Below are 14,503 nucleotides of genomic sequence, written 5' to 3' on the forward strand. Positions count from 1 at the left end.
CACTGGAGGCTGTAACCAATGAAGGCGGTAACGTATCAAGGTATTAAAAATGTTGTAGTCAAAGAAGTGCCAGATCCAAAGATTGAAAAACCAGATGACATGATTATTAAAGTAACGAGTACAGCTATATGTGGGTCTGATTTACATTTAATTCATGGCATGATTCCTAACCTCCAAGAAAATTATGTTATTGGCCATGAACCAATGGGAATCGTCGAGGAAGTTGGTCCAGGTGTGACTAAGTTAAAAAAGGGAGATCGAGTCATTATCCCCTTTAATATAGCATGCGGTGAATGCATTTACTGTAAAAACCATTTGGAAAGCCAATGTGATAATTCAAATGATAATGGTGATATGGGTGCCTATTTCGGATATTCTGGTACGACGGGTGGCTATCCAGGTGGGCAAGCTGAATATTTAAGAGTGCCATTTGCCAACTTTACTCATTTCAAAATTCCAGAGACATGCGAAGAACCAGATGAAAAGTTAGCAGTTATTGCCGATGCGATGACTACTGGTTTTTGGAGTGTTGACAATGCAGGCGTAAAGGATGGAGATACAGTTATTGTTCTTGGCTGTGGTCCGGTTGGTCTTTTTGCTCAAAAATTCTGTTGGTTAAAAGGAGCAAAGCGAGTCATTGCCGTTGATTATGTCAATTATCGCCTGCAGCACGCAAAGCGCACCAACAAAGTAGAAATTGTTAACTTTGAGGACCATGAGAATGTAGGAAGTTACCTGAAGGAAATCACCAAAGGCGGCGCTGATGTTGTCATTGATGCAGTTGGTATGGACGGTAAAATGACTGATATGGAGTTCCTTGCAAGCGGAATGAAGCTTCAAGGTGGAGCATTAAGTGCGTTTATCATGGCTTCACAAGCAGTGCGGAAAGGCGGGACAATCCAAGTTACTGGTGTTTACGGCGGCAGATATAATGGTTTCCCTCTTGGAGATATTATGCAGCGAAATATCAATATCCGCTCCGGTCAAGCACCTGTCATCCACTATATGCCATATATGTTTGAATTAGTTACGACCGGAAAAATTGATCCAGGAGATGTGGTAAGTCATGTACTTCCACTTAGTGAAGCAAAGCGTGGCTATGAGATTTTTGACACAAAAATGGATGATTGTATAAAAGTCGTGTTGAAACCTTGAGGAAGGAGATATTAAAAATGAACTACGCCTTACATGAAGTTCTTGAGGTCCATGAGATGGCTGCATTTAAGACCACTTGTTTAACTAAATCCAAAACGATGAAAGCGTTAGTTACAGATCCGCTATTAAAAGATATTATGCAGCAAGACATTGATGTATCTACGAGACAATTACAAGAATATGCTTCTATCCTTTCCAACGCTAAGCAGTAAATTAGGAGATGAATGAACATGAATCCAATCATTGAAACTTTAACGGGGATGGACGGATTATCGGATCAAGTCGTTGCTATGGACCTACTCATTTCAGCTAAAAGTGGAATTAGAAATTATGCCATGGCAGCTACGGAGTCAGGAACACCGGAAATTAAAGAAGTGCTCACTCGCCATTTAGTAGAAGCTCTTGATATGCATGAACAAATATCCGCATATATGGTAGAAAAAGGATGGTACCATGCTTGGGATACAAACGAACAAATCAGGTTGGATTTAAGTAATATCGATACAGCATTAAACTTACCTATATTATAAAAATTTCCAGGAACAGTTTAATACCAAATAAACTGTTCCTATTAAACCATTTTGAGTTCACAAAATTCTAAGTCTTTTGCATTATTGAATTACTAACTTATTAATTAGCTTCTCCTTCGCCAGCCATGCTCCTCCAATGACCCCTGCGTTATTGCCTAGTGTGGCAATGACAATCTCGACACCATGTGCAACTCTCGGAAAAGCGAATTGTATAAATTCCTCTTTCAGAGGTCTCAGCAATGTATCACCAGCTTTTGATACTCCGCCTCCAATAACGATTTTTTCAGGATTTAAGCCATTTGCTAAATTAGCAAGGGCCAATCCTAAATGGCAGGCAACCTCACCTATGACTCTGTTGGCGAGTTCATCCCCTCCATTTGCAGCATCAAAAACACACTTGGCAGTCAGAGCCTGTCCATCATAAAAATTTCGTAATATACTAATCTCGTTGGTATAAGCTAATTTCTCCATTGCCAAACGTACAACTCCTGTTGCTGATGCTACCGTTTCCAGACATCCTGATTTCCCACAATTACATAGGGCTCCGTTTTTCGGTACGGAAGTCATATGGCCAATTTCACCACCGGATCCATTAACCCCATGTAGAACCTCACCATTAACGATAATTCCGCCGCCAACACCTGTTCCTAAAGTAACACAAATTAAGTTTTTAGCCCCTTTGCCCGCACCTTTCCACATTTCACCGATTGCCGCTATATTTGCATCGTTGTCGACAACAACCGGCAGAGAGGTTTCCCTCTCAAGAATGGTTTGTAAAAGGAATCGATCCCAGCCTAGGTTTACCGCCACTTCAACAGAACCATCCTCCGAATTCACAGGACCCGGCGCACCGATTCCGATTCCGACTAATTGATTTTTTGTTAGATTTAATTCTACTAACTTTTGTTCAATCGCTCTTGCAATCGATGCAGGTATGTGTTTGCCTTTATTACTTAGATCAGTATCGATCTCCCAGCTATATATGATGTCACCCTGCAAACTGATAAAGGCCATTTTAACCGTGGTCCCACCTACATCAACACCCACTAACCATCTTTCTTCCATAACCATTCACTCATTTCCTATAAGTTTTCCCACTCCGAAAAGCGCCATATTTGCAAAAGAGGCTCCTCGATTGAGAAGCCTCTTGTTAAGTTTGAGAATTGTCTAGCTCCAACGCCCAGTGACTAATGGGCGGTTCTGCCTATCTCATTATTTTACAGCCGCAGCCGTTTTTTCAAGATTAACCCATTGACCTTTTTCAGCAGATTCAAGAATCGCATCTGCAATTAATTCAATCTGGTAGCCATCATTGAAGTTAGGTGAGAATTCAGTACCCTCACTGATTGCTTTAAAGAAATCATATGTTTCAATGATCTTTGTTTCACCATAACCAATTCCTAGAGCAGGGATTGGCCATAATCCTTCACCGTATGGAGTAGCTGGTCCTGAGTAAACAGTTCTGAAGCCTTTTGCATCACTTGGATCATCAGCAAAGCAAACTTGAAGCTCATCACGGCGCTCATAGTTAAAGTATAGAGAACCCTTTTCACCATGAATTTCAAAAGTTAGGAAGTTGTTGCGGCCATGTGCATTACGAGTTGCTTCAATTGTTCCAATTGCACCATTATCGAATTTGACCATGGTGATAAATTCATCGTCTACATCAACAGCTGCTTTTGGGACATCGTTGCCTCCAGCTTTCACTGTACCTAACTTGTCGATGCCGCCAGTTTGAATTGGTCTTTCAGGAATCCATGTTTTTGTAATGGCATTTACATCTGTAATTTCGCCCACAAGGTAACGAGCATAATCAACCACGTGTGTACCGATATCACCTAGAGCACCTGATCCAGCGATTTTCTTTTGGAAGCGCCATGATAATGGAGAATTCGGATCAGCAGACCAGTCTTGTAAGTATGTTCCACGGAAGCTTAGCACTTTACCAATTCTTCCTTCTTCAATATATTTTTTCGCAAGAGCAACAGCTGGTGTTCTTCTGTAATTGAAAGCAACTGCGTGTTTTACACCTGCAGCTTTTACTGCTTCTAACATTTCCTTCGCTTGTTCAGCGCCTAATGCTAATGGCTTTTCACAAATAATATGCTTGCCTGCTTTTGCTGCTGCAATCGCAATTTCGGCATGAGTATTGTTTGGAGTAACAATGTCGATGACATCGATTTCTGGGTTGTTAACAACATCTCTCCAGTCAGTCGCATAGTTGTCAAAGCCTAATCTTGCTGCCGCATCTTTAGCCAATCCTTCGTTTACGTCCACTACTGTATGGCGATGAGGAATTGCTGGTGCTGGCCAGAAAAACATTGGCATTCCTGCATATGCAAGTGAATGCGCTTTACCCATAAATCCTCCGCCGATCATACCTACGTTTAATTTTTTCATCTTAGTATCCTCCCACTATTTCCTTCTTATTTTTAAAAAGTTTGATATTCCTAATGGATGAAACGTTTATGCTTGATTTACTTTATCAAATTGCTTTAAATAACTGCGGCTGATTTTAGCCCCTTGCTTTGGATCTGGGTAGCTGTCTAACTCAACCGTAATCCAGCCATCATAGTTTGCCTCTTCTAATGCTTTAACCATTTCATCAAATTTTTGATGCCCTTCACCTAATGGTAAAAAATCTCCATTGGCATAATCTTTGAGGTGCACATACTTGATACGATCCACATATTTTCTGATGACAGCCACAGGATCTCCACCGCCTGCTTCGATATGAGCTGTGTCTGGGCAAAGATTAATTGTTGTTAATGGCATTAATTTATCTAGTTGTTCAGGAGCCTGAACATTGGTTCCTAAATGAGGATGATAACTTGCAACAAGATTATATTTTTCAGCAATTTCTACTACTTTATTAAGCGCATTACCAAGAGCGGTATAATCACTTTCAAGAATCCCGTTTGCACGTACTGCTCCGCCGCCGATCACAAGATGCTCCGCACCTACTTCTGATGCGAATGCCGCTACACTTTCGATTTTTATTAATTCTTCTTCTAAAATATCAGGAAAAATAAAGTTCCCGCCTGTATAAACACCAACCAAAGTTAAAGAATGCTCGTTCATCAATTTTAAAAACTCATCTTTTTTATCTTTGTATTCCATCAAATTGCCATCGAAGATTTCAAAGCCATCATAGCCAGCTTCCGCAATGTCCTTTAATGCTTCTTCTGTTGATCCGTAAGCAAGGTAGTAAGAATCCTTAACTGAAGTAACACCCGCTGGATGACCAACTACGCCGCCCCAAGTATTTGTTTGATAACCTAATTTCATTTGATTACCTCCATATCTTTTGGAATTTAGTGTGCCAAATTTCATCCTATAAAAACCGAAGCAACTCACCTTCGAATATAGTAATCGATTACATTTTCTTTTTAAAAATTTCTCTAAACTTTCAATAATATTAAGATTCAATCCATTATTTACGGTTTACAAAATGTAATCCATTACATTTTTACATGCAGATGAAGTTCTGTTTTTTAAAAGGAAGTAGTAAATTATCTCTATTTATTTCTAGTCAATACTATCATCAGACAAGAATAATAGATGTTGTATCGCTTACATGAATTATTGTAATCGATTACACCTAAATTTGCAACCTATAATTTTAGAGTGTCACAATTTGTTCACCATAAGCTTAGGAGGAAAGGAAATCGTAAAAGTTGTTCCCTTTACAACCTTCAATTGGTTACGAATTTAGTGAGCGATACCTACCGCCAGCTTTTCAAAATTTTGACGATGATCCATAGTTAAAGCGTTTGTCTAATATTAATTTTTCGCTGAAGCCTCAAATAATTCTGCATGGATGGGTTCAGCAACTATGGGTTCAACAGCTTTTATGAATCTTTTAAAGTGAGGGGTTTCCTCATGAAGTTGAATCGCTTCTTCATCCTTCCATTTCTCAACAAAGATAAAGCTGTTCGCCTCTTCTGGATTTTCATAATATTGATAACTACTATTTCCTGACTCCGCTTGAGACGGTTTTGTTACAAGCCTTGCCTCTTCCAAAAATATTTCACGATAAGCTGCATTTACCTTTATGTTTGCATGAATGATAATCATGGTACATCCCCCTTAATTGTTGATGGTATTTCTCAAACTAACCTGCGTGTTTTTCTAATACAATTTCGTTTTTATTATTTTCTTCGGAAGGAAGCTTCATAAACTTCATTAGATAAGCACCAAGGAAATACGTACCTGCGAAAATCCAAATAACCCCTTTTGCACCGATAAGTCCAATAAATAACCCAACGATTGCGGGTGCGATAAAGTAGGACATTCCAGCACCAAAGCTTACAATCGCCATCGCCGATCCTTTTTTCTCCGGAGCAAGCGAAGCTACTAGAGCTGAAAGTGGGACGAAACCACAAAGCACAATTCCCATAAAAACACCTGCTATATTCAAGGCCAAGAAACTGCTGCCAAATACTTCAGGCGTGTAAAGCAAGACAAGTAACATGACGCCCATACCGAAGCTTCCAAGCCATTGAATCGTTTTTTGCCAGCCTAACCATTTATCACTGATGTAAGGAATGATTAAGTTAAAGATAATATTTGCAAACCACATCGTTCCCCACATTTGCAGAAACTGTTCTGTGGTAAATCCATAATTCGACTTTAAATACATCGGGAAAAAGATTGGCAGGGAACCGATCCCAGTAGAATTGATAATCCGGACCACGCCGCCGATCGCCACTTTCGGCTGTTCGATACAAATGGTGAATCCACTCATTAAGCTCTTGAGCTTTTCCTTTGGATCTCCCTTTTGTTCCTTTTTCACATCACCTTTTACTACCATAAGACCAACAATTCCTCCGACTAATACCCATGCTACTGCACTCCACAACAACCCGATATATCCAATCTTTGGAAGCATGTAAGCAGGGAAATAACTTCCTACAACATAAAGTCCGCCGCTCCACGCTGCCCAGAACAAGCCTACAGCTGTTGCCAGAATCCGCTCTGGACTGCGATAAGTAACCCACACTAAGAAAGAGTAGCAGAATAAAGGATAACCTAAACCACGAATCCCATAAGTCGGGAGCATAATAGCGTAATTGTTTAACTTTAAACCATATTCAATGAATAGTACCTGACCGATTAACCAAGTAACAAGACCGATAACCATTACCTTCCTTGGTCCCCACATCTCGGTGAGCACACCAGAAAAATAAGATGCGATAGCTAAGATCGCTCCATAAACCGCAAAAAGAGTAGCTGATTGTTGAACGGTCAATCCCTTTTCAATCAGATAGGGAGACAACCATGCGTGCTCGAGACCGTCACCGGCCATAAAAATTAACGTTGCAACAAATCCCCAAACGACTCCCATTGGAAGTCCGCCTAAAGTACGTTCTTGACCTACAAGCGTTTTCATTTTTAACACCTCTATTTTTATTAATTGGGTGCGGGGGGGCGGTTCTTATGCTCCGGAAACAGGAGAACCGTCCCTGTGCTTTTTCCTTAAGCCCACCACATTTCCGATACTTGCTCTTTAAACAACGTTCCTTTTAACAGTGTGATGGCTTTCATTAAGCCTTCATCGATAGACGCCAACATATCTTCATGTTCAATGGAAACCACGTAATCATACCCTACTGCACGAAGTGTACTGATCATATCTTTCCACATTTTTTCGTTATGGCCATAGCCAACTGAGCGGAAGGTCCATGAGCGATCCAATACTTGACTGTAATGCTTCGTATCGAGAACACCATTCACCTTGATATTAGCCTGGTCTAAATAGGTATCTTTTGCATGGAAATGGAAGATCGCATTTTCACGACCAAGTTTTTTAATGGCCTCAACTGGATCTATTCCTTGCCACACCAAATGACTTGGGTCAAAGTTAGCTCCGATGTTCGGTCCTGCATGTTCTCTTAGTTTTAGTAGTGTTTCCGGATTATAGACAACAAATCCCGGATGCATTTCGAAAGCAATTTGATGAATCCCGTGCATTTCAGCGAATTTCGCTTCTTCTTTCCAGTACGGAATAACGATATCATTCCATTGCCATTCTAAGACTTCTGCATATTCAGGAGGCCAAGAGCAGGTCACCCAATTTGGAAACTTGGCACCCGGATGATCCCCTGGACATCCAGCAAAACCATTGATAACTGGTACCTCTAACTGTTCAGCCAGTAAAACCGTTTTTCTCCATACATCATGCGCCTCTTTGGCAGCCTTTACATTAGGATGTAGAGGGTTGCCATGGCAGCTTAGTCCGCTGATGGTTAGTCCCCTGCTTTCAATCGCCCGTCGGAACGATTTGATTTTATCTGGATTCCCTAACAAGTCATCGGGATTACAATGACTATTCCCTGGATAGTTACCGGTTCCTAACTCAACGGCCTCTACTCCTATTTGGGCTAATTTATCTAACATGGCTTCGAAAGGAAGATTTTGATATAGAACTGTAAACACACCTAGTTTCACACTAAAACCTCCTTATTCGCCTGAACCTTCACCCATTTTTGCTGTTCATGGCTTTCTAAAATGGCATCGGTAATAGCCATCGAAATATGACCGTCTTCGAATGTAGCAAAATTAGCTTGATCCTTTAAAAGATCTTTACCATCACGAATGAACGTATAATAATTTAACATCATATTTTTCAGTGCATCTGGCCAGCCTTCGTTATGACCTCCTGGATGATGAATCGCTGATCTTGCTTCAGGTGCGAACAGTGCCGGATCGGCAAGAAGGATCTCATTCGGCTTATCCCTGTGCCCCATCCATAATTTTTCTGGCTCTTCTTGATTCCAGTAAGCAGAGCTCTTGCTGCCATCGATTTCAAAGCTTAAACGATTTTTTCGGCCTGCACTTACTTGTGAAACAGTGAAGACTCCTCTTGATCCATCTTCAAAACGAACTAGTACGGATGCATAGTCTTCTGTATTAATTGAAACATCCTCATATTCTACATCATCAGTACTTTGTGTACTGAAAGTGGCCACACTTCCAATTGCTTTCTTTCTAACTGGAATGACCGTTGCTAAATCAGCAAATACTTCTACAATCTTTTTACCGGTAACAAATTGAACGGTGTCACACCAATGAGACCCGATATCTGCTACTGCGCGAGATTTTCCGCCGACTTCCGGTGCTAAACGCCAGTTAAAATCCGTTTCATATAGTAACCAATCCTGCAAATAGCTTCCGTGAACCAAATTCACTTTCCCAAGGTCACCGTTAGCAATTTTAGCTCGCAGGTTTTGCACACTCGCATGCTGTCTGTAATTAAAGTTCACACCATGTACAACACCCTGTTTTTGAGCCAATACCAACAATTCCGCTGATTCTTCACTATTCATCGCAAGCGGTTTCTCTGAGATCACATGTTTACCTGCTAAAATAATTTCTTTATTAATCGCAAAGTGCACATGGTTTGGGGTACAATTATGAACTACCTGAATTTCGCTGTCACGCAGCATTTCAAGGTAATCTCCGTATGCTTTCGGAATTCCAAGTTCAGCTGCCTTTCTTTCCGCTTGTTCTTGACTCGTCTCGGCTAATGCTACGACTTCCACAAATCCAAGTCTTCTGATTGCTTCAATATGTGTCGGGCCAATGAAACCTGTCCCGATGATTCCTACTTTTATTTTTTCCATTTGTTTTCCGTCCTCCAATCGAACTTTTCGATTCACCCAAGAATGGGAAGAAGAATTTGGTGTAATCGATTACACAACCTTGCAAAAAAATATGTGTTTTGTCCTATAAATAAATAATTTACCTATGTTTCAAACCTCTACAAATGTAATGGATTACATTTTTATCGAAAAAAATTTGATTTCATTTATACTTTTAAATTAAGAAATAACCTTTCAGAATAAAATACCTTTTCACTTAGCACCAAAATATTTTACTCTTTTTTTCGACACCTTAATTGTAATCGATTACAGTATAGAATTCAATATTTTTTTTAAAACTTCCTTGATTCTTTTTTTATCAAAATGATTAAAACTGTTCTGGAACCAATGGAATCGCTGGTCCCCTAATAAATAATAAATAGGGAGTGAACCATTATTAAGTTCACTCCCCTTTTGTTTTTAATTATTTTAATTCTAACAGAAATAGCTAAACTACTCTTCAACGGTAAGTTCTTTGCAAGATTCACGGACAATGAGCTTATCAGGAAGAATAAATTGATCTTTCTCTATTTCTTCATCTTTAATTAATTTTAACAGTAAACGCATCGCTTTTTGCCCCATATCAAACGTTGGTTGTGCCACGGTTGTTAGAGCAGGTTCAAAAATCGATGCAAATTGAATATCATCAAAGCCAACAACAGATAAATCTTCTGGAACTCTTAAACCTTTAGATTTAGCGGCTTTAATGGCACCCATAGCCATTTCATCATTACCGGCAAAAAGGGCTGTAGGAGGATTCTCTAGTGATAAAAATTTCATCATTAAATTAAAACCACTTTCAAAAGAGAATTCGCCTTCCTGTACCAAACTTGTATCCACAGACAGGCCATGTTGCGCCATTGCTTGATGAAACCCCCTGCATCGATCTCGTCCAACGACAATATTCAAGGGTCCGGAAATATGTCCAATTCTCTTGTGGTTTAAGCTAATTAGATATTCAGTTGCCTTTCTTGCACTGCTAACATTATCAATGGAGACCGTAGGCAGCTTGGAACCCTCATAGTATTCACACGCCAATACTACAGGGTAATCCCGGGATAAATCTTCTAATATTTTTTGATCGGTCCTTGCCGTTAATAATATCAACCCATCTGCTTTTTTCTGACCTAATATTGTTAAAAAACTAGTTTCGCTTTCGACATCATTTCGCGCATCTCCTAGAAGTACTTGATATCCGTTTTCGATGGCAACGGATTCAATTCCGCGCAGCACCGCAGAAAAGAAAGTATTGGTTATATCAGGAACCACCACAAGAATTGTCTTGGTTTCAGATCTTCTTAATTGTCTTGCCAGCATATTAGGCTGGTAATTTAATTCTTTTATGGCTTCTAAAACTTTCTCAGCTGTTTCCTTTTTTACAGTCCCTGCATTACTTATGACTCGGGATACTGTGGCCGTTGAAACATTTGCCATTTTTGCAACATCCGCAATTCTGACCATATATTGCTTTCCCCTTCAGTGTTCGTTTACATTTATTGTAATCGATTACATGAATAAATACAATAACTTTACGTAAATGAAACAATGGACATTGTAGACCCTTGAAAATATTCCAATAAAAAACAGAATCATCCCTAATAAAAACGAACTCCTTTTAAAAAGAAGTTCGTCTACCATCATAAAATTAATGACTTCCCTAAGTATTAAGGAGCAATATTCTCAGCAACTTCACTAGATACTTCTATTGAACGATATGGAAACAAATTCGTTAAAGCGTAGTATACAATCGCCCCAACAAGCGCAGATGAAGTAAAACTTAAATCATTGCCGCCGACGACAGATACGAATGGACCGGTGAAAATGCTGGTACTTGTAAACAACAATCCAACAATCAATCCAATCGTCCATGAAATAATAGCAGGTATATTAAATCCGCTAGAGTACCAATAGCTGCTTGACGAAGAACTATTGTGTAAATCTAATGGTTTATACCGCCCTTTTACCAAGTAATGTCCGACAAGATTGATCGCTAACCAAGGTGACACACCTACGATAATGATAATAACAAACCCGTCGATAAGGTGGATCATATTGGACACATCTTGAACTCCGATAAATACCAAGAGAAAACCGACAATTGCCATAATTATGGTGGTTGTTACCCGTTTGAGCGTCCATCCGAGGGATTCGAGAGAAAGTCCGGCACTGTATAAACACAACCCGCCGTTCGGCAGAGCACCAAATATCCCTGCAATTGTAATTGGAGCGATCCACCATGATGGAGCCCCCCCAATAATTCCTGTTACGAATGGGGTAGATAAATCCTTCACCGTTGACATCATGAATGATGCAGGTACCATTGCTAACCAACACCCGACAAACATTCCAAGGGATGTGGCCCCTGCCAATTTCGTCGAACTATGACTATTGGGAATATATCGGCTATAATCCCCAACAAATGGAGCATACGAAATAGGAACCGAAGCGATTACCAGCATGGCGAGTGCCCAAGTCGGCCAAAAACCACCTAATACATAATGACCACCTTCGTAACTAACGTTGAACTTTGAAGCAAATATAAACACAGATAGAATGACAATACTTCCTACTAGGTAGGTTCCTATTTTTTCAAACAAAACTACTACTTTATGACCCATTATTGCTACAATTGCGGTTATGACACTGACGATGATACACCCTATCAATAATGTACCGGTTCCTTCTGACCAGCCAAACAACCGGTGACCTCCCGCGACGAAGGCTTGAGCCCCTGTCCAAACCATAAGAGCATAGAAACCAATCGCTATTACAATATTAAGAAACGAACCAATAATACGGCCCTTTACCCCAAAATGTGCTCCACTTGCTAGTGCCCCATTCGTACCTGTTCTCTGTGACAAAATGGAAATTGGTCCGATTGCAATGGAGCCAATCGCAAGCCCCACCGTCATTGCCCAAAATGCTGCCCACCAGCCAAGTCCGAACACAATCGGTAATGAACCGATTGCCATAATGCCAAAAGCAAACTGCGAACCACATAGGACGTAGAACACATTGGATGCCTTTGAATTCCGCTCATTCTCCGGAATCATATCGACACCGCGTATTTCAATTGAAGAATGTTCTTTCATCTTAACCGTTTGGTTGCTCAAAATACATACCTCCGTTTAATGGTCATAATTTCTTTAAAAAGTACCATCTCTCGCAAAGAAGTTGTATTAAATCGCAGTAGAGTGATTCCATCTTTATTCAGTTTTTTCCATATTCAGTGATACAAAATCATCCTTTTACCACAAGGGAATAATTAGTTTAGTCAATCAAGCTAGCTGTGGTTTAGCAGCTTTCATTTCATCGATCACAATGTCTCCATCTTTTACAATTAATTTACCGTCTAGATATAACGTACAATTTTTCATTGGTAAATCAAGATGGCATGGGGTATCGTTGTTCCCCCCTAACTCAGAGTTTGGCCCCAAGGAGAATAAGACATTTCCATAAAAGGCACGCCCATCCATGCCAAACACTTGATCATCGAAAGCGAGACTATGCCATTGTGCCCTTTCGTTAAGTCCCCAGCCAATGTGGGATATCGCGTAAGCTCGCGGGTCATTAAAACTTTCGATATAATCCCTCATCAGCATGGCGTCAAAACCGCCCTCAATGTCCGTAACAAATCCGCCTTTTATCGTTAACTTTACCTGGTCTTGAAAATATCGGTTAAACGGGAAAAATATGTCCCCTTTATCCAAAACTACTACCCCGTCAACTCCGCCATCATTAGATGTGGCAGCAGAAAAACAACTTGGCAAGTGGTCCCATCTGCCTGGTTCATCAGCAAAACCGTATTCCGTAAGGATTGGATATTGACCTAGCTGATAGGTAACATCGCTGCCTGCCTTATTGGTGAATCTTAATTCTTTTGCATTCCTTAATAATTGGGTTGCATATAATACTCTCTCTTTGTCGCTTTCCTTTGGAAACATTCTTTTAATTACATCGAAAGGTTCGACAACCAACAGAATTCTTACTCCTGCATCCTGCAGTTCCAATTGTTCTTTAGAAAAAAGGAGGAGAACTAAGTCAATAACAAGGTCGGCTTTCTTCAAGCATTCAACTGCAACTCGGTTATCGGTTAACGGTGTAATGCCAAACGAACCAGAAGCTCCTTGTTTAGCTGGCGGCAGTTTCAATTCAAAGGCGTTCGCCCCGATCTCGGAAGCTGCGGTCAGGAACGCTTTCGCATAATCTGCTCTAATCTCGCCCGAGGTTAATACCGCCATCGTTTCAGACTGCTTTAATTTACACAATTCAAGTTGTTTTTTAAACAGAGAAACCATTTCTTGAAATTCAACAGTCATTTATTAACACCTCGTTTATTTTTTTGTAATTCCTTCTATAAATGAAACAATATAATCAACTGTTTGTTCTGGTGCATCTTTATACACCATGTGGCTTACTCCTTTAACCCTTTCAACCTGCATCGAAGGGTTGATCGTTTCCAAAACCCGAAGTTCGTTTTCACGAATGGTATCTCCATGTTCTGCCGCTAATAGGAATGCAGGAACTGAAAGCATTTTAATATATACTTGAAAAGGCTCCAATAACAGAGATTGGTAGGATTCAATAATCGCTGGCAAACTATTATTTCGATATTCTTCCGCTCTTTCAGCTATTTGTTCATCTGTAAATAAAGGAAAGAAGCTTCGGAATAATTCCATATCCCCTTGATCAACAGCCTCCTTTTGTTTTAAAAACATCGACAATGGATTAGGATAGATCTCTCTTTGTCCTGGTCCGTTAATAGGAGGATCGATTAATACGATTCCGGAAATGAGAGACGGATATTGGCTGCCAAATGCAGCCGCAATTCGGGCTCCCATCGAGTGGCCAACCAATACTGGACCAATGGGATTATCTGTTAAAGCGTTAACAATATTCAGTAAGTCCTCTGTATAATTTTTTAATAGATAGCCTTCCTTAGGACGATCGGACTGCCCTCTTCCCCTGGCATCCATTGATAAGGAATAATAGTTTTCAGGCATTAAATTTAGGACTTTTGCAAATGAAAGGCTGTAACTAGTAATTCCCGGCAAAAAAATGACGGGGGTACCAGCCTTATCTCCTTTAGTAATGAGGTGAATTTTTGCATTTAGACCGTTTACAAAAAGGTCCCCAAAAGAATGATTTTGCTTCATATTTATATCTCCTCTCAGG

Annotated in this window: 14 protein-coding genes; 3 read left to right on the plus strand and 11 right to left on the minus strand. The window is 40.1% G+C overall.

Annotation, left to right across the window (positions count from 1 at the left end; translation table 11 throughout):
• The first annotated feature begins 18 nt into the window (after nt 1–18).
• The 3 genes from M3610_RS10945 to M3610_RS10955 are packed head-to-tail and all read left to right on the plus strand — an operon-like array spanning nt 19 to nt 1,685.
• On the plus strand, nt 19–1,155 hold the full coding sequence (locus M3610_RS10945) for a zinc-dependent alcohol dehydrogenase (protein ID WP_251459153.1): 1,137 nt from the start codon (nt 19–21) through the stop codon (nt 1,153–1,155).
• Between the two features lie 17 nt (nt 1,156–1,172).
• Nucleotides 1,173–1,367 carry a hypothetical protein gene (locus M3610_RS10950; protein WP_026576189.1) on the plus strand — a complete coding sequence of 65 codons (195 nt, stop codon included), beginning with the start codon at nt 1,173–1,175 and terminating at the stop codon, nt 1,365–1,367.
• Nucleotides 1,368–1,385: 18 nt separating this feature from the next.
• Entirely contained in the window at nt 1,386–1,685 is a 300-nt protein-coding gene (locus tag M3610_RS10955) for a spore coat protein (protein ID WP_251459413.1), read from the plus strand.
• 81 nt (nt 1,686–1,766) lie between these two features.
• Here M3610_RS10955 and M3610_RS10960 read toward each other — a convergent pair whose 3' ends face one another.
• The 11 genes from M3610_RS10960 to M3610_RS11010 form a co-directional block, all read right to left on the minus strand.
• Nucleotides 1,767–2,750: an ROK family glucokinase gene (locus M3610_RS10960; RefSeq protein ID WP_251459155.1), complete on the minus strand. Its 984-nt coding sequence runs from the start codon at nt 2,748–2,750 to the stop codon at nt 1,767–1,769.
• A 147-nt stretch (nt 2,751–2,897) separates the two neighbouring features.
• Nucleotides 2,898–4,085 carry a levoglucosan dehydrogenase gene (locus M3610_RS10965; protein WP_098576285.1) on the minus strand — a complete coding sequence of 396 codons (1,188 nt, stop codon included), beginning with the start codon at nt 4,083–4,085 and terminating at the stop codon, nt 2,898–2,900.
• 66 nt (nt 4,086–4,151) lie between these two features.
• Nucleotides 4,152–4,973, minus strand: a complete 822-nt coding sequence (locus tag M3610_RS10970; protein ID WP_251459157.1) for a sugar phosphate isomerase/epimerase family protein — start codon at nt 4,971–4,973, stop codon at nt 4,152–4,154.
• Between the two features lie 495 nt (nt 4,974–5,468).
• A complete protein-coding gene (locus M3610_RS10975) occupies nt 5,469–5,762 on the minus strand; it encodes a putative quinol monooxygenase (protein WP_098576287.1) in 294 nt (97 codons plus the stop codon).
• 37 nt (nt 5,763–5,799) lie between these two features.
• On the minus strand, nt 5,800–7,077 hold the full coding sequence (locus M3610_RS10980) for an MFS transporter (RefSeq protein WP_251459160.1): 1,278 nt from the start codon (nt 7,075–7,077) through the stop codon (nt 5,800–5,802).
• 86 nt (nt 7,078–7,163) lie between these two features.
• Nucleotides 7,164–8,135, minus strand: a complete 972-nt coding sequence (locus tag M3610_RS10985) for a sugar phosphate isomerase/epimerase family protein (protein ID WP_098576289.1) — start codon at nt 8,133–8,135, stop codon at nt 7,164–7,166.
• A complete protein-coding gene (locus tag M3610_RS10990) occupies nt 8,132–9,310 on the minus strand; it encodes a Gfo/Idh/MocA family protein (protein ID WP_251459162.1) in 1,179 nt (392 codons plus the stop codon). The genes M3610_RS10985 and M3610_RS10990 overlap by 4 nt, the downstream gene beginning before the upstream one ends.
• 471 nt (nt 9,311–9,781) lie before the next feature.
• The gene (locus tag M3610_RS10995; protein WP_098576291.1) at nt 9,782–10,789 is read right to left on the minus strand and encodes a LacI family DNA-binding transcriptional regulator; all 1,008 of its coding nucleotides are present in this window, start codon (nt 10,787–10,789) and stop codon (nt 9,782–9,784) included.
• A gap of 203 nt (nt 10,790–10,992) precedes the next feature.
• Nucleotides 10,993–12,441, minus strand: a complete 1,449-nt coding sequence (locus M3610_RS11000; protein ID WP_251459164.1) for a purine-cytosine permease family protein — start codon at nt 12,439–12,441, stop codon at nt 10,993–10,995.
• A gap of 165 nt (nt 12,442–12,606) precedes the next feature.
• Nucleotides 12,607–13,647, minus strand: coding sequence for a 2,5-dihydroxypyridine 5,6-dioxygenase NicX family protein (locus M3610_RS11005; RefSeq protein ID WP_251459166.1), 1,041 nt, complete (start codon nt 13,645–13,647; stop codon nt 12,607–12,609).
• Between the two features lie 15 nt (nt 13,648–13,662).
• Entirely contained in the window at nt 13,663–14,484 is an 822-nt protein-coding gene (locus tag M3610_RS11010; protein WP_251459167.1) for an alpha/beta fold hydrolase, read from the minus strand.
• Nucleotides 14,485–14,503: the final 19 nt, after the last annotated feature.

Source organism: Neobacillus sp. MER 74 (assembly GCF_023714155.1).

Bases quoted from the DNA above. Each gene is read 5' to 3' on its own strand.
- M3610_RS10945 (WP_251459153.1), top strand. From the start codon at position 19: ATGAAGGCGGTAACGTATCAAGGTATTAAAAATGTTGTAGTCAAAGAA.
- M3610_RS10950 (WP_026576189.1), top strand. From the start codon at position 1,173: ATGAACTACGCCTTACATGAAGTTCTTGAGGTCCATGAGATGGCTGCA.
- M3610_RS10955 (WP_251459413.1), top strand. From the start codon at position 1,386: ATGAATCCAATCATTGAAACTTTAACGGGGATGGACGGATTATCGGAT.
- M3610_RS10960 (WP_251459155.1), bottom strand. From the start codon at position 2,750: ATGGAAGAAAGATGGTTAGTGGGTGTTGATGTAGGTGGGACCACGGTT.
- M3610_RS10965 (WP_098576285.1), bottom strand. From the start codon at position 4,085: ATGAAAAAATTAAACGTAGGTATGATCGGCGGAGGATTTATGGGTAAA.
- M3610_RS10970 (WP_251459157.1), bottom strand. From the start codon at position 4,973: ATGAAATTAGGTTATCAAACAAATACTTGGGGCGGCGTAGTTGGTCAT.
- M3610_RS10975 (WP_098576287.1), bottom strand. From the start codon at position 5,762: ATGATTATCATTCATGCAAACATAAAGGTAAATGCAGCTTATCGTGAA.
- M3610_RS10980 (WP_251459160.1), bottom strand. From the start codon at position 7,077: ATGAAAACGCTTGTAGGTCAAGAACGTACTTTAGGCGGACTTCCAATG.
- M3610_RS10990 (WP_251459162.1), bottom strand. From the start codon at position 9,310: ATGGAAAAAATAAAAGTAGGAATCATCGGGACAGGTTTCATTGGCCCG.
- M3610_RS10995 (WP_098576291.1), bottom strand. From the start codon at position 10,789: ATGGTCAGAATTGCGGATGTTGCAAAAATGGCAAATGTTTCAACGGCC.
- M3610_RS11005 (WP_251459166.1), bottom strand. From the start codon at position 13,647: ATGACTGTTGAATTTCAAGAAATGGTTTCTCTGTTTAAAAAACAACTT.
- M3610_RS11010 (WP_251459167.1), bottom strand. From the start codon at position 14,484: ATGAAGCAAAATCATTCTTTTGGGGACCTTTTTGTAAACGGTCTAAAT.